Annotated in this window: 21 protein-coding genes and 1 pseudogene; 15 read left to right on the top strand and 7 right to left on the bottom strand. The window is 72.9% G+C overall.

Annotation, left to right across the window (positions count from 1 at the left end; all coding sequences use genetic code 11):
- Window positions 1-151: 151 nt before the first annotated feature.
- Window positions 152-1,327, bottom strand: a complete 1,176-nt coding sequence (locus ABZ842_RS14935; protein WP_361536971.1) for a helix-turn-helix domain-containing protein — start codon at window positions 1,325-1,327, stop codon at window positions 152-154.
- Between the two features lie 190 nt (window positions 1,328-1,517).
- Here ABZ842_RS14935 and ABZ842_RS14930 point away from each other — a divergent pair, with 190 nt between their 5' ends.
- On the top strand, window positions 1,518-2,444 hold the full coding sequence (locus tag ABZ842_RS14930; protein WP_361536969.1) for a proline dehydrogenase family protein: 927 nt from the start codon (window positions 1,518-1,520) through the stop codon (window positions 2,442-2,444).
- A 44-nt stretch (window positions 2,445-2,488) separates the two neighbouring features.
- The gene (pruA, locus tag ABZ842_RS14925) at window positions 2,489-4,129 is read left to right on the top strand and encodes an L-glutamate gamma-semialdehyde dehydrogenase (RefSeq protein WP_361536967.1); all 1,641 of its coding nucleotides are present in this window, start codon (window positions 2,489-2,491) and stop codon (window positions 4,127-4,129) included.
- A 175-nt stretch (window positions 4,130-4,304) separates the two neighbouring features.
- Here the strand turns inward: pruA and ABZ842_RS14920 are convergent, their stop codons facing one another.
- The 3 genes from ABZ842_RS14920 to ABZ842_RS14910 form a co-directional block, all read right to left on the bottom strand.
- A complete protein-coding gene (locus ABZ842_RS14920; RefSeq protein ID WP_361537234.1) occupies window positions 4,305-4,619 on the bottom strand; it encodes a metalloregulator ArsR/SmtB family transcription factor in 315 nt (104 codons plus the stop codon).
- Between the two features lie 76 nt (window positions 4,620-4,695).
- On the bottom strand, window positions 4,696-5,250 hold the full coding sequence (locus ABZ842_RS14915; protein WP_361536965.1) for an SRPBCC family protein: 555 nt from the start codon (window positions 5,248-5,250) through the stop codon (window positions 4,696-4,698).
- A gap of 131 nt (window positions 5,251-5,381) precedes the next feature.
- A complete protein-coding gene (locus ABZ842_RS14910) occupies window positions 5,382-6,347 on the bottom strand; it encodes a right-handed parallel beta-helix repeat-containing protein (protein ID WP_361536963.1) in 966 nt (321 codons plus the stop codon).
- A gap of 154 nt (window positions 6,348-6,501) precedes the next feature.
- Between ABZ842_RS14910 and ABZ842_RS14905 the strand changes: the two genes are divergently transcribed.
- Window positions 6,502-6,972, top strand: coding sequence for a hypothetical protein (locus ABZ842_RS14905; protein ID WP_361536961.1), 471 nt, complete (start codon window positions 6,502-6,504; stop codon window positions 6,970-6,972).
- A 59-nt stretch (window positions 6,973-7,031) separates the two neighbouring features.
- Here ABZ842_RS14905 and ABZ842_RS14900 read toward each other — a convergent pair whose 3' ends face one another.
- From ABZ842_RS14900 to ABZ842_RS14890, 3 genes are read right to left on the bottom strand one after another with little or no spacing between them, the layout of a single operon-like run.
- A complete protein-coding gene (locus tag ABZ842_RS14900; RefSeq protein WP_361536959.1) occupies window positions 7,032-8,327 on the bottom strand; it encodes a lysophospholipid acyltransferase family protein in 1,296 nt (431 codons plus the stop codon).
- Entirely contained in the window at window positions 8,324-9,190 is an 867-nt protein-coding gene (locus ABZ842_RS14895; RefSeq protein ID WP_361536957.1) for a phosphatidate cytidylyltransferase, read from the bottom strand. The genes ABZ842_RS14900 and ABZ842_RS14895 overlap by 4 nt, the downstream gene beginning before the upstream one ends.
- Window positions 9,187-9,762: a CDP-alcohol phosphatidyltransferase family protein gene (locus tag ABZ842_RS14890; RefSeq protein WP_361536955.1), complete on the bottom strand. Its 576-nt coding sequence runs from the start codon at window positions 9,760-9,762 to the stop codon at window positions 9,187-9,189. Before ABZ842_RS14890 ends, ABZ842_RS14895 begins: the two co-directional genes overlap by 4 nt.
- Before the next feature lie 105 nt (window positions 9,763-9,867).
- Here ABZ842_RS14890 and ABZ842_RS14885 point away from each other — a divergent pair, with 105 nt between their 5' ends.
- From ABZ842_RS14885 to ABZ842_RS14830, 12 genes and pseudogenes are all read left to right on the top strand, one after another.
- Window positions 9,868-10,449 carry a GNAT family N-acetyltransferase gene (locus ABZ842_RS14885; RefSeq protein WP_361537233.1) on the top strand — a complete coding sequence of 194 codons (582 nt, stop codon included), beginning with the start codon at window positions 9,868-9,870 and terminating at the stop codon, window positions 10,447-10,449.
- Between the two features lie 395 nt (window positions 10,450-10,844).
- Window positions 10,845-10,976, top strand: a complete 132-nt coding sequence (locus tag ABZ842_RS14880; RefSeq protein ID WP_361536953.1) for a hypothetical protein — start codon at window positions 10,845-10,847, stop codon at window positions 10,974-10,976.
- Window positions 10,977-11,053: 77 nt separating this feature from the next.
- On the top strand, window positions 11,054-12,094 hold the full coding sequence (locus tag ABZ842_RS14875) for a 3-isopropylmalate dehydrogenase (RefSeq protein WP_361536951.1): 1,041 nt from the start codon (window positions 11,054-11,056) through the stop codon (window positions 12,092-12,094).
- Window positions 12,095-12,342: 248 nt separating this feature from the next.
- Entirely contained in the window at window positions 12,343-13,434 is a 1,092-nt protein-coding gene (locus ABZ842_RS14870; protein ID WP_361536949.1) for a branched-chain amino acid aminotransferase, read from the top strand.
- 58 nt (window positions 13,435-13,492) lie between these two features.
- Window positions 13,493-14,032, top strand: a complete 540-nt coding sequence (locus ABZ842_RS14865) for a tetratricopeptide repeat protein (RefSeq protein WP_361536947.1) — start codon at window positions 13,493-13,495, stop codon at window positions 14,030-14,032.
- A gap of 102 nt (window positions 14,033-14,134) precedes the next feature.
- Window positions 14,135-14,818, top strand: coding sequence for an urease subunit gamma (gene ureA, locus ABZ842_RS14860; protein WP_361536945.1), 684 nt, complete (start codon window positions 14,135-14,137; stop codon window positions 14,816-14,818).
- On the top strand, window positions 14,815-16,593 hold the full coding sequence (locus tag ABZ842_RS14855; RefSeq protein WP_361536943.1) for an urease subunit alpha: 1,779 nt from the start codon (window positions 14,815-14,817) through the stop codon (window positions 16,591-16,593). Before ureA ends, ABZ842_RS14855 begins: the two co-directional genes overlap by 4 nt.
- Window positions 16,594-16,662: 69 nt before the next feature.
- Window positions 16,663-17,742: an agmatine deiminase family protein gene (locus ABZ842_RS14850; RefSeq protein ID WP_361537232.1), complete on the top strand. Its 1,080-nt coding sequence runs from the start codon at window positions 16,663-16,665 to the stop codon at window positions 17,740-17,742.
- A gap of 75 nt (window positions 17,743-17,817) precedes the next feature.
- A complete protein-coding gene (locus ABZ842_RS14845; protein ID WP_361536941.1) occupies window positions 17,818-18,723 on the top strand; it encodes a hypothetical protein in 906 nt (301 codons plus the stop codon).
- Window positions 18,724-18,814: 91 nt separating this feature from the next.
- The gene (locus tag ABZ842_RS14840) at window positions 18,815-19,432 is read left to right on the top strand and encodes a TetR/AcrR family transcriptional regulator (protein WP_361536939.1); all 618 of its coding nucleotides are present in this window, start codon (window positions 18,815-18,817) and stop codon (window positions 19,430-19,432) included.
- A 105-nt stretch (window positions 19,433-19,537) separates the two neighbouring features.
- Window positions 19,538-20,860 (top strand): MFS transporter, encoded by a 1,323-nt coding sequence (locus ABZ842_RS14835; protein ID WP_361536937.1) that lies wholly within the window; start codon window positions 19,538-19,540, stop codon window positions 20,858-20,860.
- Window positions 20,861-21,640: 780 nt separating this feature from the next.
- Window positions 21,641-22,162: pseudogene (locus ABZ842_RS14830) on the top strand (citramalate synthase); the annotation flags it as partial.

Below are 22,162 nucleotides of genomic sequence, written 5' to 3'. Positions count from 1 at the left end.
GCGGGGGGACCCCCACCTCGGCCCCAGAGGGCCTGGGGGACCCCCAGCGGCCCTAAGACCTCCACCTGCAGCCCGCAACAAATGACGGGCCGCAGACGCCGTCACCGCGCACCCATTGCGGTGCTGCCGCGCCCGCCCCGGACACCTCGCTCTACAGGCGCGCCGCCTTCAGAGCCATGTGCAGCAGCAGGCGGTCCTCGCCGGTCGCGAGGTCCAGGCCGGTGAGTTGTTCGACGCGGGAGAGGCGGTAGTAGAGGGTCTGCCGGTGGATGCCGAGCGCGGACGCCGTACGGCCCGCCTGCCCCGCACAGTCCAGGAACACCTCCGCGGTGCGGGCCAGCTCGCGGTGGGCGGGGGCGAAGAGGGGGCGTACGGCCGGGTCGTCGGCCGCGGGGCCGTCGGCCAGCGAGGTCAGCATGCGGTACGGGCCGATGGCGCCCCACTCCGCCACCTGCGGCGACCCGGGTTCCGCGTGCGCGGCGCGGGCCGCGGACGCCGCCTCGTGCCAGGCGGCGTTCAGCTCGGCCAGCCCGGGGCGGGGCGCGGCGATCCCGGCGGTCAGGCCCTGGGCGGCGCCGATCAGCTGGTCCGCCAGGGTCAGCGCGGGACCGGTGGTGTCCACGGCCCGCAGCCGCACCAGGACCCCGAGCACCCGGGAGGACGCGGACCCGGCCTGCCGCGGTGCCCACGGCACGGTCACCGTGCACAGCGCCGCCACCCCCGGCAGCGACCGCGCCGACGGCGCGTCCGCCGCCGGCCAGGGCGCCACGCACACCACCGCGTGCGGGCCGTTCGCCCCGACCGCGGCCCCTCCCAACGCGGTCCGCAGCGCCGCCACGGCCATGTCGTACTGCCAGCCGCGCTCCGCGGTGAGCACCGCGCGCAACTCGCGCGCGAGGTCGGCGTCGGCGCGCTCCTCGTCGGCCAGCAGCACGCCGATGCGGGAGGCCACCTCCATGGCCCCGGCGAGCTGCGCTTCGCTGGGGCCCGGGGTGGTGTCGAGCAGCCAGACGTACCCGAGGACGACACTCCGATGGCGTACGGGCAGACACAGCCGGTCGCGCAGGACGCCCGCGTCCGGGGCCGCCGGGATCCGCACCGGGCCGGTCGCCCGGGCGATGCCGAAGCCCTCGAACCAGGCGCGGACCGCCGGCGTGGAGGTGCGGGTGAGGATCGAGCGGGTGCGCACCGGATCCAGCGCACCCTCGTCCAGACCGCTGTCGTGGACGCCGAACGCGATCAGCCCGAAGTCGCGGTTCTCCAGCGTCGCCGGGGCCCCCAACAGGGCCGAGATCTCGTCGACGAGGTCCTGGTAATCGCCCTTCACCCGGACATTCTGGCACGCCCACCCGCCGCCTTCAGACAGGTGTCTGAGATCTCGGCCACGGATGCGTGACAGCTGTCGATGGCTGACCATCGGAGCGATCCTTAGATTTCACGGTGGTTCTTCGTGCCGTTCCGGATCGTCTTCCCCGCGGTCCGGGTCGGCCTGCTCGTACACCTTCGTGGAGGTCCCCGTGTTGGGTCCCGTGATCCTCGCCGCGTCGCGCAGCGACCGGATGCGTCGCATCATCTCGGCAGCGCCGCTCACCAAGCCCGTGGTGAATCGCTTCATCGCCGGTGAGTCGGTCGAGGAGACCGTGCCCGTCGTCGTGGACAGCGCCAGCCGCGGCCTGGAGGTGACCCTCGACGTCCTCGGCGAGGACGTCACCGACCCGGCCGAGGCGCTGCGCGCCCGCGACGCCTACCTGGAGCTGGTCGAGGCGCTGCGCCCGCTCGGCCTGGGGGAGCGCGTCGAGATGTCGGTGAAGCTGTCGTCGTTCGGCCAGGCCCTGCCCGGCGGCCACGACCTGGCGCTGAAGAACGTCACCCCGGTCGTCGAGGCCGCCGCCGAGATCGGCACCACGGTCACCCTCGACATGGAGGACCACACCACCGTCGACTCGACGCTGGCGATCCACGCCGACCTGCGCCAGCGCTTCCCGCGCACCGGCGCCGTCGTCCAGTCGTACCTCTTCCGGACCGAGGACGACTGCCGGATGCTCGCCGAGGCCGGTTCGCGCGTACGGTTGGTGAAGGGCGCCTACAAGGAGCCGGCGTCCGTCGCGTACCAGGACAAAGCCGAGGTCGACAAGGCGTACGTGCGCTGCCTGCGGATCCTGATGGACGGCGAGGGGTACCCGATGATCGGGTCCCACGACCCGCGTCTCATCTCCATCAGCCAGGAGCTGGCCCACCGTGCCGGCCGCAAGCTGGAGGACTACGAGTTCCAGATGCTGTACGGCATCAGGGAGGCCGAGCAGCACCGGCTGGCCGCCGAGGGCCACCGGATGCGGGTGTACATCGCGTACGGCACCGACTGGTACGGCTACTTCATGCGCCGGCTCGCCGAGCGCCCCGCCAACCTGGCCTTCTTCCTGCGCTCGCTCGCCAGCCGCGGCTGAACCCCTCCCCAACCGATCCACGAACGAAGGAGTTGTCGGCAACCATGGACGCCGTAACCCAGGTCCCCGCGCCGGTCAACGAGCCGGTCCACTCCTACGCGCCCGGCAGCCCGGAGCGAGCCCGCCTGGAGGCGAAGCTCAAGGAGCTGGCCGAGAACCCGATCGAGCTGCCGATGACCATCGGCGGCGTGCGTCGGATGGGCGGCGGCGAGCGGGTCGACGTCGTCCAGCCGCACAACCACAAGGCCGTGATCGGCACCTTCGCCGGCGCCACCGAGCAGGACGCCCGGGACGCGGTGGACGCCGCGCTCGCCGCCGCCCCGGCCTGGCGCGCGATGTCCTTCGACGACCGCGCCGCGATCATCCTGCGCGCCGCCGAGCTGCTGGCCGGCCCCTGGCGCGAGACGCTGGCCGCCTCCACCATGCTGGGCCAGTCGAAGACCGCCCAGCAGGCCGAGATCGACACCCCGTGCGAGCTGGTCGACTTCTGGCGCTTCAACGTCGCCTACGCCCGCCAGCTGCTCGCCGAGCAGCCGCCGGCGAACTCCCCGGGCGTGTGGAACCGGCTGGACCACCGTCCGCTGGAGGGCTTCGTCTACGCGATCACGCCCTTCAACTTCACCGCCATCGCGGGCAACCTGCCGACCGCCCCCGCCCTGATGGGCAACGTCGTGGTGTGGAAGCCGTCCCCGACGCAGACCCACGCCGCCGTGCTGCTGATGCAGCTGCTGGAGGAGGCGGGCCTGCCCAAGGGCGTCATCAACCTGGTGACCGGCGACGGCATCGCCGTCTCCGAGGTGGCGCTGAACCACCCCGACCTCGCGGGCATCCACTTCACCGGCTCCACCCGCACCTTCCAGCACCTGTGGAAGACGGTCGGCAACAACATCGAGAAGTACCGCTCCTACCCGCGGATCGTCGGCGAGACGGGCGGCAAGGACTTCGTCGTCGCGCACCCGAGCGCGGACCGCGCGGTGCTGAAGACCGCGCTGACCCGAGGCTCCTTCGAGTACCAGGGCCAGAAGTGCTCGGCGTCCTCCCGGGCGTACGTCCCCGCCTCGATCTGGAACTCCGGCTTCAAGGAGGAGTTCGCGGCCGAGGTCGACGGGATCAAGATGGGCGACGTCACCGACCTGTCGAACTTCATCGGCGCCGTCATCGACGACCGGTCCTTCGCCAAGAACAAGGCCGCGATCGACCGCGCCGCGGCCGACCCGAGCTGCGAGATCGTCGCGGGCGGCAGCTACGACGACTCGGAGGGCTACTTCGTCCGCCCGACCGTCATCGTCTGCACGGACCCGGAGAACGAGGTCTTCACGACCGAGTACTTCGGCCCGATCCTCGCGGTGCACGTGTACGAGGACGAGTCGCCCGAGGGCTACGACGCGATGCTGGACCAGATGGAGTCCGTCTCCGCGTACGCCCTGACCGGCTCGGTCATCGCGAACGACCGCGCCGCCGCCGCGCACACGATGGAGAAGCTGCGCTACGCCGCGGGCAACTTCTACATCAACGACAAGTCGACCGGTGCCGTCGTCGGCCAGCAGCCCTTCGGCGGCGGCCGGGCCTCGGGCACCAACGACAAGGCGGGTGCGCCGCAGAACCTGATGCGCTGGACGCTGACCCGCGCGATCAAGGAGACGCTGGTGGCGCCGACCGAGTACGGCTACCCGCACATGGGCTGACCCCGCGGGCTCGAAGGAGCCCCGGGAGCCCTCCCCAGACACCGCCCCCGTTCCGGCCCCCACGCCGGTTCGGGGGCGGTATCCATTTTTGGGCTCGTGCGCCGCGCCGGAGCGTGGGCCGGGTCATGCGCCCGGGCCAGGTCCTGCGCCGGGCGGGCTCACGCGCCGGGCGCGGTCACGCCTCGGGCGGGGTCTCCGCCAGCCGCTTGATCGCGTTGAGTCGCGAATCCCAGTCGGAGGCCACCCGCGCCATCCAGCGGGCCGCCGCGTTCAGCCGCGCGGGCAGGACGGTGAACTGCGCCTCGCGCCCCGAGCGCCGGCCCGCCACCAGCCCCGCGCGGCTGAGCACCGCGAGGTGCTTGACGATCGCCTGCCGGCTGACGGGCAACTCCGTGGCGAGGACGGTGGCGGTCGCGCTGCCGTGGGTGGCGAGTGCGTCGAGTATGCGCCGCCGGGTGGGGTCGGCGAGCGCCGACAGCACCTCGGACATGGCGTCCGCCGTGTCGAGCGGGGCGGCTGCCGCCGCCGGCTCGCCCGTGCCTGTGGTCATGGCTCGATTCTCGCCCCTACGATCCGGCGCCCTCGCAGTCACCCCCCGTCACCCCATCGGTCCGACCCGTCTCCGCGTAGTTCTTGATGTTGACGACCTGCTCGGTCCAACCGCCCTCGTGGCTCTCGTACGAGGCGTTCTGCATGCTCTCCGCCGGGATGGCGAGGGCGGCGAAGCCGGTCTCGACGACGGTGAGGTGGGTGCCGTCGCCGTCCGGGACGAGGGTGAACTCCACCAGGGTGGAGTTCCCGTCGACGGCCTGCTCGCCGGGGTGGGCGGAGGCCCACCGGTAGGCGAACCGGTGCGGCGGGTCCACCTCGACGATGGTGGTCGGGAACGTCCCGTACTCGCCGTGGTCGAAGAGCATCGTGCCGCCGGGCCGCAGGTCCACCGGGGTGGGCTCGCCCTGCCCGAACCAGTTCCCCACGTGCTTCGGCTCGGTGAGCACCGCCCAGACGCGCTCGGGCGATGCGGCGATGGTGATCTCCTTCTCGATGCGGTCCCGCTGGGGGTCAGCGGCGCCGGCGGGGTCCGCGGCGTCGGGGGTCCTGGCGTGCTGGGTCTCACTCATGGTCGTGCCTCCTGCCGTACTCCTGCGACTAACGTGCTACCTCATGGTTGCACTTCAGGGGGTGGCGTGCAACCCATTGGTTGCGCATCCCTGGTGGGGGTGGTCCGGGAGCGCGGCAGCAGGCGTCGGGGTCAGGGCGTCACGGGGACGTTCGTCAGGCCCTTGCCGCCGACGACCGTGTTGCTCGCGTACACCGTCGTACGGCAGTCCGCGCCGCGGCTGAAGACGTTCACGGCGAGCTGGCCCGAGCCCTCCGCGCCGCGCAGGTCCGCGCGGTTGCCCTGGAAGACCGTGCCGCAGCCCCAGCCGGTGCGCTGGGTGTGGGTCTCGAAGCCGTTGTTGGTGGTGCGGGTGCCGGTGTTGTTCTCCACGAGGACGTCGTTGCCCTTCACGTCCACCCAGGAGTCGTCGTAGTTCGCGCCCGTCAGACCGCTGCCGTCGAAGGTGTTGCCGACGATCCGGGCGCCGGTGGTGCCCTCCTTGATGTCGATGTTCTCGCCGCCGACGTCGGGGCCGATGGTGTTGCCCGTGATGAGCGCGTTGTCGCTGCGGTCGGAGAGGGTGTTGGCGCTGCCGACGTACACGCCCTCGCCCATGCCGCGGCCGTCGTTGCCGGTGTCGTAGATGCGGGAGTCCCTGATGACCGCGTTCCGGCTCGACGAGCGGAAGTGGACCGCCTCCATGTCCAGGTCGTGGACGGTGACCTTCTCGATGACGACGCCGTCCGCGCCGTCGGTGACGATGCCCTTCTGGCCGCCGGTGACGGTGACGCCCCGGACCGTCCAGTACGAGGCGCCGTTCAGGTGCAGCCCGTAGCCCCCGCCCGCGGTGAGGACGGCCTTCGCCGAGCCGGTGAGGGTGATCCGGGCCTCGGCGGTGCCATCCGCGGTGGCCTTGAAGTTCCCGGTGTAGGTGCCGTCGGCGAGTTGGATCGTGTCGCCGGGGGTCGCGGCGGTCAGTGCGGCCTTCAGTTGGCTGGAGTTGGTCACGGGGATGACGTCTGCGGTGGTGGCGGTGGCCGTGCTGTTCGACAGGGCGACGCTGCTACCGACGAGTGCGCAGGTCAGTAGGGCGGAGAGGGTGGCTCGGGTGCGCAAGGGGGATCGCCTCCCGGTGGGGGGATGTTTACGTATATGAACTTCAGGCTCATTTGTGAATGAGTCTGGTGGGGGGAAGGTAGGGACGCCCGCGTGGGGTGTCAAGGGCGGCCCCGGGAAAAACCCTTCGTCCGTACGGTGGTTGACTTGTGGGGTGTTCGTACTCCTGCCGGGAACCGGACTGGTGTTGCCGCACCGAGCGGGCACCCTGCGGTTCGGCATGAGTGGGTACGCGGCCCAGTGGGCGGTCTCGATGCTCTGCGAGATCCACGTCCTGAAGGGCGTCGGCGCCGACTGGACCTTCACCGGGGACTACCTGGGCCTGGTCCTCACGGTGTGCGGCGGACGCGACCCGCGCGGCGCCGCGCACGGCGGAGGGCTCGATTACGTGGAGGTGGCGCGGGAGCCCGCGGACGCCGCCGGCTCGGAGCCGACCGGGCCCGCGCTGGTGCCGGTGGTGCACCGCGGCGTGGACCTCTTCGGGCGCCCGCGGGCCGAGGTGGTGGCGCATCTGCCGCGGCAGGCGCGGGTGGACCACGGCATCGGCCGCCCCGGCGGCTACCTCCAGGCGATCGGGCTGCACGGCCCGCGCGAGCGGCGCCGTACGGGCGACGCGCCCGGCTGAGGAAGCGCGCGGGCGGTCGGTCACCTCCACCGGACACGGTCACCGCCAGCCGGAGACGATCAGCGCCAGCCGGACACGATCAGGGACAGGCCGACGGCGAAACTGCCGACCAGCAGGGCCAGATACGCCGGGTAGAAGCGCCGGTAGCGCCGCAGCAGCACCCCGAGCGCCGCGAAGGCGAGGCCCACGGTCAGGGTGCGCGAGCCACGGGCGGCTGCGGAGGCCGCCAGCCAGTCGCCGGCGGGGACGTCCGCGCGGCCCGCCTCGACCGCGTACACCTTGAACGGGACGCCGTTCCACGGCTGCCCCGCCACCGCGTCCGCGCCCCGGACGGAGACCGAGTGCCGGACCTCGGCGCGCATCCGGTCCGTCGTCAGCGGCGCCGGCAGGGCGAAGCCGGTGCCCGCCAGTTCGAGCGCCAGCAGCGAGCCGGCGAGGCTGCCCGCCAGCGCGGTCGCCGACAGCCGCAGCGCTGCGGCGGGCGCCGCGAAACAGGCCGCGCCCAGCAGGAGTTCCGGCATCAGCGGCCAACTCAGGGCCTCCGCGAAGGCCCACAGGAAGGCGATCAGCAGCCCCCAGCGGCCGGCGGCGACGGCCGCCACGCGCCGCCGGGCGGTCGAGTCCCGCAGCGCCTCCGCGCTGGTGCGGCGGTGCAGCCGGGCGACCGCGTCGCGCGCGACCTCCGGCGTGACCGACGGGGGCAGCGGCGCACCGATGCGCACCCGTACCAGCGAAGCGCGCAACCGACCGTGCTTGGGCAGCAGCCGGTCCGTACCCGCGATGCCGACGGGCACCACCGGGACGCCCGCTTCGGCGGCCAGCACCAGGGCGCCGCGGTGGAACGAGCCGAGCGCACCGTCCGCGCCGCGCGTCCCCTCCGGGAACAGCACGACCGCGCGCCCCGCCCGCAGGTCGTCCGCCATGGCCAGCAGATCGCCCAGGCCGCCGCCGGTGCGGCGGACCGGGAAGCCGGCGGCGAGCCGGCGACAGATCCGGCTGCGCCACGGCGAGGCGAACCAGTAGTCGGCTGCGGCGCCGATCGCGGGCGCGTGCCGGGCGTCGAGCGCGGCGAGGAGGGCGGCGGTGTCGGCGTGCGAGGAGTGGTTGGCGACGACGACGCAGCCGCCGCGCGGCAGCCGACCTCGGCGCTCCACACCACCGGTGAGGGTCAACACGCACCACCACAGGGCGCGTCGGAGCGCGGAGGCGACCCGGGAGCGGGGCGGAGCCCACGCCCGTACGTCGGCAGTCGCAGTCGCAGTCGCAGTCGCAGTGGTGGTGGTGGTGGCGGTGGTGGCGGTCGGGTCGTTCGTACGCCCCGACGCGTTCTCCGCCCCGTACGTCCCGGGTCTCATCCGGTCACCACCGCCGCCAACAGCAGCGCGGGCAGCAGGGAGTCGATCCGGTCCAGCAGGCCGCCGAACCCCGGCAGCCAACTGCCCGCGTCCTTGACGCCCGCCTCCCGCTTGACCATGGACTCCAGCAGATCGCCGAGGACGCACCCGGCGAGCACCGCCGCCCACAGGGCGGGGGAGAAGGCGCCGACCGCGAGCAGCACCAGGCCCGTTGCGACGGCCGCGCCCACGACGCCGGCCCACGTCTTGTTCGGCGACAGCGGGGACAGCGGACGGGCCAACGGCCCCTTGCGCCCCAGCGCCGTACCCCCGCACCAGGCGCCCACGTCGCCCAGCGCCACCGCCAGGCCCACCGCCACCGCGGTCTGGCCGAGCGTCACCAGACCGGTGAGCGGCAGCGGGATCCACAGCAGCCCGAACGCGGTGCGCGCGGCCCGGGTGAACCCCGAAGCGCCGTCCCCCGACAGCACCGGCGCCACCGCCGCGGCCAGCAGCAACAGCCCCGCCGCCCGCGGATCCAGCGCCTCCGGCGCCAGCCACGCCAGCGCCGGCAGCCCGACCGCCGCGGCCAGCAGCACCGCCCGGTCCGCCGGCGCGAGGCCCGCCAGCCGCACGTACTCGCCCACCGCCACCACCCCGAGCAGCGCCGCCAGCGCGAACGCCCCGCCCGCGCCCAGGAAGAGCGCCCCCAAGAACACCGGCGCCGCCAGCGCCCAGGTGCGCCAGCGCCGGCGCAACTCGGCCCGCATCCGGATCCGCGCGGGCAGCGCGGCGACCGCGAGGCCCCCGGCCCCCAGCGCCCCCGCCACCAGCGGCAGCGCCCGTCCCACCGCCTCGCCCGCTACCACCGCCGACCCGCTCATGCGGCCAACCCCCGCCACAGCCGGCCCAGTCGCACCAGCGCGGTCAGCGCGGAGCCGACCGCCAGCACGATCAGCACCGGCACCGCCCACCCCGTCGCCGCGGCCACCACCGCCAGCAGACAGCGCTCCGTCTTGCCGACCGGTCCGCCGTTCAGCCGGGGCGCGCCGGCGGCGGCGCCCGCCAGGGACACCCAGGACGGCAGGGTCGCCGTCAACGCGGCCACGCCCACCAGCCACAGCGGCGCGATCGCGAGGAAGCCCGCCAGCACCACCAGGTCCGCCGCCCGGTCGCCGACTTCGTTCAGCAGCGCACCGCGCCGCGTGGTGCGCCCGGTGTCCCGGGCCAGGGCGCCGTCGAGGTTGGCGAAGGCGAGCCGGGCCGCGAGGAGGGCGGCGACCGGGAGCGCGGCGAGCGGCGCCGGCAGCCAGGCGAGGGCCGCGGCGGCGCCCGCGGCGGATGCGACGCCCGCGGCGGTGAGCGCGTCGGGCGACACCCCGCGCCGGGCGAGCGCCCCGCGGACCCCGGCGAGCCGGGCCGCGTACCAGGGCTTGAGAGCGTAGAGGCCGTTCATGCCGACCACTCTTCTCCGGTGGCCGCACGGTCACCACGGATCGGGTACTCAGTTGGAAAATGAGTACGTACCCGACGGATCGCCTGAAAGGCTGGGGCCATGCCCATGCCCCACACCTCCAGCACCGCCGCGGGCGCCGCTGCCGGCTCCCTCGCCGACGTCGAACCGCGCGTCCTGCACACCTTCCAGCTCACCCCGGCCGAACTGACCGAGATCCGCGCCCTGATGGACGAGGCGTTCGAAGGGGACTTCTCCGACGAGGACTTCGACCACGGCCTCGGCGGCGTGCACGTACTGATCCACCGGCCGGACGGCCGGCTGGTGGCCCACGGCTCGGTGGTCATGCGCCGGGTCACCCACGGCGGCCGTTGGTACCGCGTGGGGTACGTCGAGGCCCTCGGCGTGACGCCCGACCTCCAGCGCCGAGGGCTCGGCGGGCGGGTCATGGCCGTCCTGGAGCAGGTCATCGAGCGCGCGTACGCCTTCGGCGCGCTGTCGGCCTCCCCGGAGGGCGCGGGGCTTTACCGCTCGCGCGGCTGGTGGTCGTGGCCCGGCCGCGTCGAGGGCATCGGCCCCGAAGGCGTCGTGCGCTTCTCCGACGAGGAGGGCTCCACCTACGTGTGGGGCGCGGTCCCCGCCCGCGAGGGCGCGCTCGGCTTCGACTGGCGCGACGGCGACGTGCTCTGAGGCGAACGGACGCGGGCGCGCCCAAGCCTCAAGGCGCCCCCAAGCCTCAGGGCGCGCCCGCGCCCGCGCCCACGCAGCCCAGCGGCGTTCGGTCGTCGCCGCTCGCCCCGGGGTTCCCATCGGCATGGCCAAACCTCCAATCGGGTGAGTTGATCAGCGCCCGGTCGACCTCCCCTGACCTGCGGGTTCCATGATCTCCGTCTCAGATAGTAGGAAGTCCGACTACTTGTAGAGACAGCGACGCTTCACTGCCCTAGCTTTGTAGGAGCCGAACGCCTCGCTCGATCCAGCGAACGGCGGTCCGCGCCCGTGCCACGGCCAGGTCACCCCTGGGGCAGGCGCGCCGCCCCGCCCGGCGCCTCGAAATCCCCGCGATCTCAAGGAGTCGATCCACCATGTCCGCACCGAGCGTCCGTCGCGTCCGCGTCCGTCACGTCCGCACCACCGAGTCCGACCGGAAGAACGCCGCCGCCGCGCTCCAGCGCGCGCTGGACCGTCGCGACAACGGCGGTTCCCCGAGCCTGTGAAGCCCGCCGCGGCGGCCGTGCTGTCCAAAAGCTGGACAGCTCGTGTCATGGGGTGGGACACCCAGTAGGGTTCCCCCATGCCCCGCAGCCTCAACATCGCAGTGATCCCCGGTGACGGCATCGGCCGAGAGGTCGTCGCCCAGGGCCTCAAGGTCCTGACCTCCGTCCTCCCGCAGGACGTGAAGCTGGAGACCAAGGAGTACGACCTCGGCGCCCAGCGCTGGCACCGCACCGGTGAGACCCTTCCCGATGCGGAGCTCGCGGCCCTCAAGGAGCACGACGCGATCCTGCTCGGGGCCATCGGCGACCCCTCCGTGCCCTCCGGCGTCCTGGAGCGGGGACTGCTCCTGAAGCTGCGGTTCGCCTTCGACCACTTCGTGAACCTGCGCCCCTCGAAGCTCTTCCCGAACACGGCGACCCCGCTCGCCGGCCGGCCCGAGATCGACTTCGTCGTCGTGCGCGAGGGCACCGAAGGCCCGTACACGGGCAACGGCGGCTCGCTGCGCACCGGCACGCCCGCCGAGGTCGCCACCGAGGTCAGCCTGAACACCGCGTACGGCGTGGAGCGCGTCGTCCGCGACGCGTACGAGCGGGCCAACTCCCGCCCCCGCAAGAAGCTGACGCTGGTCCACAAGAACAACGTGCTCGTGTACGCCGGCCACCTGTGGAAGAACATCTTCGACCGGGTCGGCCAGGAGTACCCCGAGGTCACCACCGACTACCTGCACGTCGACGCCGCGACGATCTTCTTCGTCACCCAGCCGGAGCGCTTCGACGTCATCGTCACCGACAACCTCTTCGGCGATATCCTCACCGACCTGGCCGCAGCCGTCACCGGTGGCATCGGCCTGGCGGCCTCCGGCAACATCAACCCGACGGGCGCCTTCCCGTCGATGTTCGAGCCCGTCCACGGCTCCGCGCCCGACATCGCGGGCACGGGCAAGGCCGACCCGACGGCCACGATCCTCTCCGTCGCCCTCCTCCTGCGCCACCTCGGCTTCGACGCCGAGGCCGGCCGCATCGAGGAGGCCGTCTCCGCCGACCTGGCACAGCGCGACGGAACCTTCCGCACGACGGACGAGATCGGCGACGCGCTCGCGGTACGCGTAGCGACCTGACCCGACGCTCCACCACGAAGCCGCCGGGTCGCCAAGCGCCCGGCGGTTTCCTCCTGTGCGGCCCCGGGTGCACTGATCGGCCAGTCAGCACTCCGGACCGCACATTCCCCCCGTACCACCCGTTTCGAGCACGCCCCCAGGGGGCGATAATCGAACCGGGCCGTGGCCTACGGGATTGCTCGGACGTCCTAGCACCACGAGCGGGTGTAGCGCGGTCCGCCAAAACAACGGTGAAGGACATAGCACTCATGACGACGACGCCCACGATCGAGCTGAAGCCCTCCTCGAACCCGCTCTCCGACGCCGAGCGCGAGGCGATCCTGGCCGACCCCGGATTCGGCCGCCACTTCACCGACCACATGGTGACGATCAAGTGGAGCGAGGGGCTGGGCTGGCACGACGCCCAGCTCACGCCGTACGCGCCGCTCTCGCTCGACCCGGCGAACATGACCCTGCACTACGCGCAGGAGATCTTCGAGGGGCTGAAGGCGTACCGCCGTCCCGACGGCTCGGTCGCCACCTTCCGCCCGCAGGCCAACGCCGAGCGCTTCCGCACCTCCGCGCGCCGGCTCGCGATGCCGGAGCTACCGGTCGAGACCTTCGTCGCCGCCTGCGACGCCCTCGTCCAGGCGGACAAGGCGTGGGTGCCGGCGCACGGCGGCGAGGAGTCCCTCTACCTGCGCCCGTTCATGATCGCCGCCGAGGTCGGCCTGGGCGTGCGGCCGGCGAAGGAGTACCTCTTCGTCGTCATCGCCTGCCCGGCCGGCGCCTACTTCTCCGGCGGCGTCAAGCCGGTCTCCGTCTGGCTCGCGGAGGACCAGGTGCGCGCCGTCCCCGGCGGCATCGGCTTCGCCAAGACCGGCGGCAACTACGCCGCCTCCCTGCTCGCCCAGGCCCAGGCCGCCGAGAAGGGCTGCGACCAGGTCGTCTGGCTGGACGCCCTGGAGCGCAAGTGGGTCGAGGAGCTGAGCGGCATGAACCTGTACTTCGTGTACGGGAACAAGATCGTCACGCCGCAGCTCACCGACTCGCTGCTCGCCGGCATCACCCGTGACTCGCTGCTCGCCCTCGCCGCGGACTTCGGATACGAGGCCGAAGAGGGCCGGGTCTCCACCGAGCAGTGGGCGCGGGACGCCGCGAACGGCACGCTCACCGAGGTCTTCGCCTGCGGCACCGCCGCGGTGATCACCCCCGTCGGCCGGGTCAAGTCCGAGAGCGCCGAGTGGGTCCAGGGCGACGGCACGCCCGGCGAGGTCACCCTGAAGCTCCGCCAGGGCCTGCTGGACATCCAGCGGGGCATCGCCGAGGACCGCCACGGCTGGATGCACGAGCTGGGCTGATCCCGCTCCGCACCGGGCCCGCGTCATGCCCCCGCCCCCGCCCGGCGAGGATGGGGGCATGACTGCGTCGGCACGACCAACGGGACCACGGCGGACAGCGCGGGACACCGCGCTGACCGAGGCGATACGGCTGCGGGAGCGGGGCGACGGCGCCTCGCGCGAGGAGGCCCGACAGCGCCTCCTCGCCCTGTCCCGGCAGTGGCCGGACGACGCCGAGGTGGCGTACCAGACCGCCTGGGCGCACGACGTCCTGGAACGGGAGGCCGAGGCGGTGCCCCACTACCGCCGCGCCCTGGCCGGCGACGGGCTCGCCGACGCCGACCGCCGCGAGGCGCTGCTCGGACTCGGCAGCACCCTGCGGGTGCTCGGCCGGTACGAGGAGGCGGAGGCCACGCTGCGGGAAGCCGTAGCCGCGTTCCCGGACCACGGCGGGTTGCGGACGTTCTGGGCCATGGCCCTCTACAACACGGGGCGGTACGAGGAGTCCGTACGCCTCCTCCTCGAACTCGTCGCGACCACCAGCGAGGACCCCACCGTGCGGGAGTTCGGCCGGGCGATCACGTACTACGCCGCCGACCTCGGCCGCACCGTCGACTGACCCCGCCCATTTTTGAGCGCTGCTCGAAAACTTGCCCGTCGATCCTTCTCTTCGGCGCTTCCACCTCTTAGAGTGGCGCTCTAAAAGGAGGTGTGTGGCGGGATGCGACTGACCCCCACGGAGCGGGACCGGCTGCTGCTCTTCAGCGCCGCGGAACTGGCCAGGGCGCGCCGTGCGCGCGGACTGCGGCTCAACGTGCCCGAGGCCACCGCGCTGATCGCGGACACGGTGTGCGAGGCCGCCCGGGACGGCCGGCGGCTGGCCGAGGCCATCGACGCGGCCCGGTCGGTGCTCGGCCCGGACGACGTGCTGCCCGGGGTCGCGGACGTGGTGACCGAGGTGCACGTGGAGGCCGTCTTCGACGACGGGTCCCGGCTCGCCGTGGTCTCCGGCCCCATCGCGGGCGGCGGTCTCGGCGCCGCCGCACCCGGCGCGATCCTGCCCGGCCCCGCCGCGCCCGTGCCGGCGCCCGCCGTGGTGCTCACCGTGCGCAACACCGCCGCCGTGCCCGTCAGCGTCACCTCGCACTTCCACTTCTTCGAGGCCAATCCGCGGCTCGACTTCGACCGCTCGGCGGCGTACGGCATGCGGCTGTGCGTACCGGCCGGCTCCTCCGTGCGCTTCGACGCCGGAGGGCACGGCGAGGTCGGGCTCGTCCCGATCGGCGGGGACCGGGTGGCGATCGGCTTCGCCGGTCTGGTGGACGGCCCGCTGGACGCGCCGGGCGCCAAGGAGGAGGCCCTGCGGAAGGCGGCGGCCTGCGGCTATCTGGGAGCGGACCGATGAGCGGACCGATGGGCGAGCGCCACGACCACCACCGGCACGACCATCACGGTCACGACCACCGCGCGGCGGGCGACCGCGGGGCCGGCCGCGGGATCGACCCGTACGAGTACGCCTCCGTGCACGGCCCGCGCGCAGGCGACCGGGTCGTCCTCGGTGACACCGGACTCGTCGTGCGCGTCGAGTCCGACTCCCAGCACCCCGGTGACGAGTTCCTCGCCGGCTTCGGCAAGACCGCCCGGGACGGGCTGCACCTCAAGGCCGCCGCCGTCCGGGAGACGTGTGACGTCGTCATCAGCAACGTCCTGGTCATCGACGCCGTCCAGGGCATCCGCAAGGTGTCCATCGGCATCCGGGAGGGCCGGATCGCGGGCATCGGGCGGGCGGGGAACCCGGACACCCTGCACGGCGTGGACGTCGTCACCGGCACCGGCACCACGATCGTCTCCGGCGAAGGGCTGATCGCCACCGCCGGCGCCGTGGACACCCACGTCCACCTGCTGTCCCCGCGCATCATGGAGGCGTCCCTGGCGTCCGGGGTGACCACGGTCATCGGCCAGGAGTTCGGCCCGGTGTGGGGCGTGGGCGTCAACTCGCCCTGGGCGCTGCGGCACGCCTTCGGCGCCTTCGACGCCTGGCCGGTGAACATCGGCTTCCTCGCCCGCGGCTCCTCATCCCACCCCGCGCCCCTCGTCGAGGCCCTCGCGGAGGGCGGTGCGTCGGGCTTCAAGGTCCACGAGGACATGGGCGCCCACACCCGCGCCCTGGACACCGCGCTGCGGGTCGCCGACGAACACGACGTCCAGGTCGCGCTGCACAGCGACGGGCTGAACGAGTGCCTGTCGGTGGAGGACACCCTGCGGGTCCTGGAGGGCCGTACGATCCACGCCTTCCACATCGAGGGCTGCGGCGGCGGACACGTGCCGAACGTGCTGAAGATGGCCGGGGTGCCGAACGTGATCGGCTCCTCCACCAACCCCACCCTCCCCTTCGGCCGGGACGCCGTCGCCGAGCACTACGGCATGATCGTCTCGGTCCACGACCTCAAGACCGACCTGCCGGGCGACGCCGCCATGGCGCGCGACCGCATCCGCGCCGGCACCATGGGCGCCGAGGACGTCCTGCACGACCTGGGCGCGATCGGCATCACCTCCTCCGACGCCCAGGGCATGGGCCGGGCGGGCGAGACCGTGCGCCGCACCTTCGCGATGGCGGGCAAGATGAAGGCCGAACTCGGCCCGCTGGAGGGCGACGGCCCCCACGACGACAACGCGCGGGTGCTGCGCTACCTGGCCAAACTCACCGTCAACCCGGCCATCGCGCACGGCCTCGCCCACGAGGTCGGCTCCATCGAGACCGGGAAGCTCGCCGACATCGTGCTGTGGCACCCGCGCTACTTCGGCGCGAAGCCGCAACTCGTGCTGAAGGCCGGCTTCCCGGCGTACGGGGTGACGGGCGATCCGAACGCGGCCACCGACACCTGCGAACCTCTCGTCCTCGGGCCGCAGTTCGGCGCGCACGGCGCCACCCCGGCCGAGTTGTCCGTGGCGTTCGTCGCCCAGGCCGCGATCGACCTCGGCGGCGACCGGATGCCCACCCGCCGCCGTCGGGTCGCGGTCCGTGGCACCCGCGGCATCGGCCCCGCCGACCTGCTGCTGAACTCCCGCACCGGGGACGTCGGGGTGGACGGCCGCACCGGTCTGGTGACCCTGGACGGCGCCCCGATCCGCTCCGAGCCCGCCGAATCGATCTCCCTGAACCGTCTCTACTTCCTCTGATTTCCCTTGGCCTCTCCGATCCCTCTCTGACACCCCCGCTGCCCCCTTTGGAGTTACGCCGTGTTCCGCATGCCGCCCGAGTGGGCCCCGCACGAGCGCACCTGGATGGCCTGGCCCGTCCCCAACGACACCTTCACCGGGGACGACCTGGAGGAGTCCCGGCGCGCCTGGGCCGCCGTCGCCCGCGCCGTACGCCGCCACGAGCCGGTGACGGTCGTCGTCGGCCCCGGCCAGAGCGCCCAGGCCCGCACTCTCCTCGGCCCCGACGTGGACCTCGTCGAACGCGAACTCGACGATGCCTGGATGCGGGACATCGGCCCGACGTTCGTCACCGACGGCACCCGGCTGGCCGCCGTGGACTGGGTGTTCAACGGCTGGGGCGCCCAGTCGTGGGCCCGCTGGGGGCACGACGCGAAGATCGCCCGCGCGGTCGCCGACCTCGTCGGCGCGCCCGTGCACGGCTCCCCGCTGGTCAACGAAGGCGGCGGCATCCACGTCGACGGCGAGGGCACCGTCCTGCTCACCGAAACCGTCCAACTCGGCCCCGAGCGCAACCCCGGCTGGACGAAGGAGCAGGTCGAAGCCGAAGTCCACGCCAAGCTCGGCACCACCAAGGCGATCTGGCTGCGCCGCGGGCTGACCGCCGACTACCCGCCGTACGAGTACGGCACCCTCGGCCACGTCGACATCGTCGCCGCCTTCGCGGGGCCCGGGGTGGTCGTCGTCCACACCCAGCCCGACCCGGCCCACCCCGACCACGGCCCGTGCGCCGAGAACGCGGCCTTCCTGCGCACCCAGACCGACGCCAAGGGCCGGCCGATCGAGGTCGTCGAGGTCCCGGCGCCCACCGTCCTGCGCGACGAGGACGGCGGCTGGGCCGACTACTCGTACATCAACCACTACGTGTGCAACGGGGGAGTGGTGCTCTGCGCCTTCGACGACCCCCGCGACGAGCAGGCCGCCCGGACCTTCCGACGGCTCTACCCCGACCGCGAGGTCACCCTCGTCGACGCCCGGAAGATCTTCGCCGGCGGGGGCGGGATCCACTGCATCACCCAGCAGCAGCCCGCGATCGCCGGGAGTGCGGAGAGTTCGGGGAGTGCGGAGAGTTCGGGGGGTTCGGACGGTTCGGACGGTTCGGGGAGCTAGGGGGTTCGGGGACAATCGAGGGACGGACGTCCCCGCCGGGGTGATGCGGGTCGTCCTCCCGGAGGTGAAGAGAGCTTGTCCCCGACCGCAGACGACGCCCGACGCGAGGCCGGCACCACACCGGCCGCCGACTTCGAGACGGACACCCGGTCCTTGCGCGCGCAGTACTGGACGACCGAACCGGCCGAACTCCTCGGGGCGGTGACCGAACACGCCGCCGAGGGCGGAGGGCTGCTGGCGAAGGCCGAGGGCGGGCCGCGGCGCGCGCTGGCCGCCGCGCTCGCCGAGACGCGGCTGCTCGCCGGCCGCGTCCAGCACCACGGCCTCAAGGACCGGGAGGGCGCCGAACGCAGCTTCCGGCAGGCCCGCGAAGCGGCCGACGAGGCCGGTGACCCCCGACTGGGCGCCGCGGCCCTCGGTCAACTGGCGCTCCTCGCCGACCCGTCCGGGGAGGCTGGCGCCGGGATGCTGGCCGAGGCCCGGGCGCTCGCCGACCGCGGCGCTCCGGACGGCCGCGTCACCGCCTGGCTCGCCGCGGTCGACGCGGAACGGGCCGCCGGCGCCGGGGAGAACGAGCGCGCCCTACGGCTGGTCGCCGACGCCGAGACCGCCCTGACCGGGGCCGCGGACGACGAGGCCGCGGCCGGTTGGCTCGACTGGTGCACCCCCACCGGGCTCGGCGTCCTCAAAGGCCGCGTCCAACTCCAGGCCGGACTGACCGGGCAGGCACGCCGTACCCTGCTGTACTCGATGACCACGCTCGCCCCCGACGAACACGCCCAACGCTCCCTGGTCTACCTGGGCTTGGCCGCCATCGAGGCGGCCGAGGGCGAGGAGTACGAGGCGTGCGGCTACGCCTGCCGCTCCCTGGAGCACATCGAGGCGTGCGGCGACGTGCTGGGCGTGCGCGCCGCGCTCCACGCGTATCTGCACGAGTCCTGCGTGGCGGACCTGTACGAGAACCTGTTCCCTTCCGCATAGGTACGCTCCGCGGATCCGGTAGAACGTACGGGTGAATCGGCGCCGGCCCCCCGGCACCACCGGACGTCGCCAGAAAGGCCGAGGCCGCCGTATGACCCCACCCGCTCGGCGGCGCAATGTCGCGCCGCCCCGCGAGGCCGTGCTCCGCGCCGCCATGGACACCATCGCCGAGCGCGGCCTCGACGCCCTGACCATGGCGGGGCTCGGCCGGGACGTCGGCATGAGCAGCGGCCACCTCCTCTACTACTTCGGCACCAAGGACGAGTTGCTGCTGCGGACCCTGGAGTGGAGCGAGGGCCGGCTCGGCGTGGAGCGCGGCGCGCTGCTGTCCCGGCCCGCCCCGGCCGCAGCGCGGCTCGACTCCTACGTACGGCTCTATCTGCCCGACGCGCCGCGCGACCCGCACTGGACGCTGTGGCTGGAGGTGTGGAACCGCTCGGCGTACGCCGACGACGCGGCCCGCGCCCGGCAGGCGGCGATCGAGGGCGCCTGGCACCGCGACCTGGTCGCCCTGCTCGTGGAGGGCATCGCCCAGGGCGAGTTCCGCGCGGTGCGGCCGGACCGCTTCGCCACCCGGCTGCGGGCGCTGCTGGACGGTCTGAGCGTGCACGTGGCCGTGGGGCTGCCGGGCACGGACCGCGAACGCGCACTCGCGCACGTGGCCGACTTCCTGGCCGACTCGCTGCTGCCCGTCGACGACGCGGCCTGAGGCGCGGGTCGCGAGCGGTCGGGAACGCAACGCACGCAAGTACTCCCGATCGTTGCCGATGCAACCCTTGTCGCTGTCGACGGGCCTCCGGCACGGTTTTCGCCCATGGGACGAGAGCACTGGAAGAAGATCTGGGTCGGCTCGGCCGGCAACATGGTCGAGTGGTTCGACTGGTTCGTGTACGCCAGCTTCGCCACGTACTTCGCGGGCGCGTTCTTCCCCGACGGGAACGAGACCGCCAAGCTCATGAACACCGCCGGCATCTTCGCCGTCGGCTTCTTCATGCGGCCGGTCGGCGGCTGGCTGCTCGGCCGGGTCGGCGACCGCAAGGGCCGCAAGTCGGCGCTGACCCTCACGGTCACGCTGATGTCCGCGTCCGCCGTGCTCATCGCCGTCGCCCCGACGTACTCGGTCGCCGGATACGGCGGCGCGGCGGTCCTGCTGATCGCCCGTCTCCTCCAGGGGCTCTCCGTCGGCGGCGAGTACGCGGCCAGCGCGACCTACCTCACCGAGGCGTCCGCCCCCGGCCGTCGGGGCCTCGCCTCCAGCTTCCAGTACGTCTCCATGACGGTCGGCCAGATCCTGGGCCTCGGCCTCCAGATCGTCCTCCAGCGCACCATGTCCGACGACGCGCTGCACAGTTGGGGCTGGCGCATTCCCTTCATCATCGGCGCGCTGGGCGCCGCGGTCGTCTTCTACCTGCGGCGCAACATGCTGGAGACGGAGGTGTACGAGGAGGACGACGAAGCCACCCCCGCGGGGGAGCGGGGCACCATCAAGGCGCTGCTCGCGCACAAGCGGGAGGCGGTCCTGGTGATCGCGCTGACGATGGGCGGCACGGTCGCGTACTACACGTACACCACCTATCTGACGAAGTACCTCTCCAACTCCGCGGGCCTGTCGAAGCAGACGGCGACGCTGGTCTCCTTCTTCGCGCTGATCGTCTTCGCCTGCCTCCAGCCGCTCGCGGGCGCGCTGTCGGACCGGGTGGGCCGTCGTCCGCTGCTGATCACCTTCGCGCTGGGCTCCACGTTCCTCACCGTCCCGATCATGACGCTGCTCCAGCACGCCGGCTCGTTCTGGCCGGCGTTCGGCCTCTCCCTGCTGGCGCTGGTGGTGATCACCGGCTACACCTCCATCAACGCGTGCGTGAAGGCGGAGCTGTTCCCGACGGGGGTGCGGGCGCTGGGCGTGGCGCTGCCGTACGCGATCGCCAACGCGCTGTTCGGCGGGACGGCGGAGTACGTGGCGCTGTGGTTCAAGGACGCGGGGGTCGAGTCGGGGTACTACTGGTACGTGGCGGGGTGTGCGGGGGTGTCGTTGGTGGTGTACCTGACGATGCGCGAGACCCGCGACATCGACCTGAAGTCCGTGGGCCGTGCGTCCCCCGTGGCGACCTCCGCCCCGAAAGCCCCCAGCGCCACGTGAACCCCGCGTCCATCTGCGGCCCGCGGTGAGCTGTTCGCGCAGTTCCGCCCCCTACGCCCCAGAGAGCGCGGGGCGACCCCCAGCGCCCCTGAAAACCGTTGTTCGTCCGCGGGCCGTGCTGGGTTGTTCGCGCAGTTCCCCGTGCCCCTAAAGGCTGCCCCCGGGCTTCGCCCGGAGGGCGTACCGATCGAGCGGGCCGACGCCACGGGCAACCAGGGGCGCTGGGGGTCCCCCACGCCCTCTGGGGCGTAGGGGGCGGAACTGCGCGACAAGCCCACCACGGTCCGCAGAGACTTATGGCTCCCGCAGGGAAAGCGGCGGCGGTGTCTGGTGGTGACCACAGGCCGCGAAGGCTCAGCGCTCCCGCAGGGGAAACGGCGGTGGCGTCGGGTGGCCGCGACCCGCACGGGCTCAGCGCCCCGCAGGGGGAACGGCGGGGGTGGCCCCGGGCGCGGGGCGCGAGATCGGCGTCCCGGATGGTGAGACCCTGCCGCCCGCGCCGGAGGCGTGTGGCAGGATGCGACCGTGCCTACCCTCGCCATGATTATCGGCAGGCGCGCCGGTCCGCCGTGACACCCCGTACGTCACCACCCGTACGCCGTGCATCACCGTGCCCCAGACCCGCGCGCAGACCTCTCGCACCCGCGAGGGGTTTTTTCTTTTCCGCAGCGTCCCGCGCCCCCGGCCCCACCCCCGCCGGCGGCGCCCCGCGCGAGAGGATAGGGGCAAGTGGATCCAGTCATTCCGGGACCCGCCCATCCGACAGGAGCAGCACAAGCCATGAACACCGAGCCGAAGCCGAAGCCGAAGCCACAGCCGCAACCGACGCGGCCGACGAACGACGGTTTCCACGTCTTTGACACCACCTTGCGTGATGGTGCCCAGCGTGAGGGCATCAACCTGACCGTTGCGGACAAGCTGGCCATCGCCCGGCATCTGGACGACTTCGGCGTGGGGTTCATCGAGGGGGGATGGCCGGGGGCGAATCCGCGGGACACGGAGTTCTTCGCCCGGGCCCAGCAGGAGATCACCTTTAAGAACGCGCAGCTCGTCGCCTTCGGTGCGACCCGTCGCGCCGGCGCCACCGCTGCCGGGGACCCCCAGGTCCAGGCGTTGCTCGCGTCGGGCGCGCCCGTGATCACGCTGGTTGCCAAATCGCACGACCGGCATGTGGAACTGGCGCTGCGCACCACCTTGGAGGAGAACCTGGAGATGGTCCGGGACACCGTCTCCCACCTGCGCGAGCAGGGCCGACGGGTGTTCCTGGACTGCGAGCACTTCTTCGACGGCTACCGGGCCAAC

Origin of the sequence: Streptomyces sp. NPDC047315, from assembly GCF_040643215.1 — a bacterium.
GTDB lineage: Bacteria > Actinomycetota > Actinomycetes > Streptomycetales > Streptomycetaceae > Streptomyces.
This window is presented reverse-complemented; position numbering and strand designations above follow the sequence as displayed.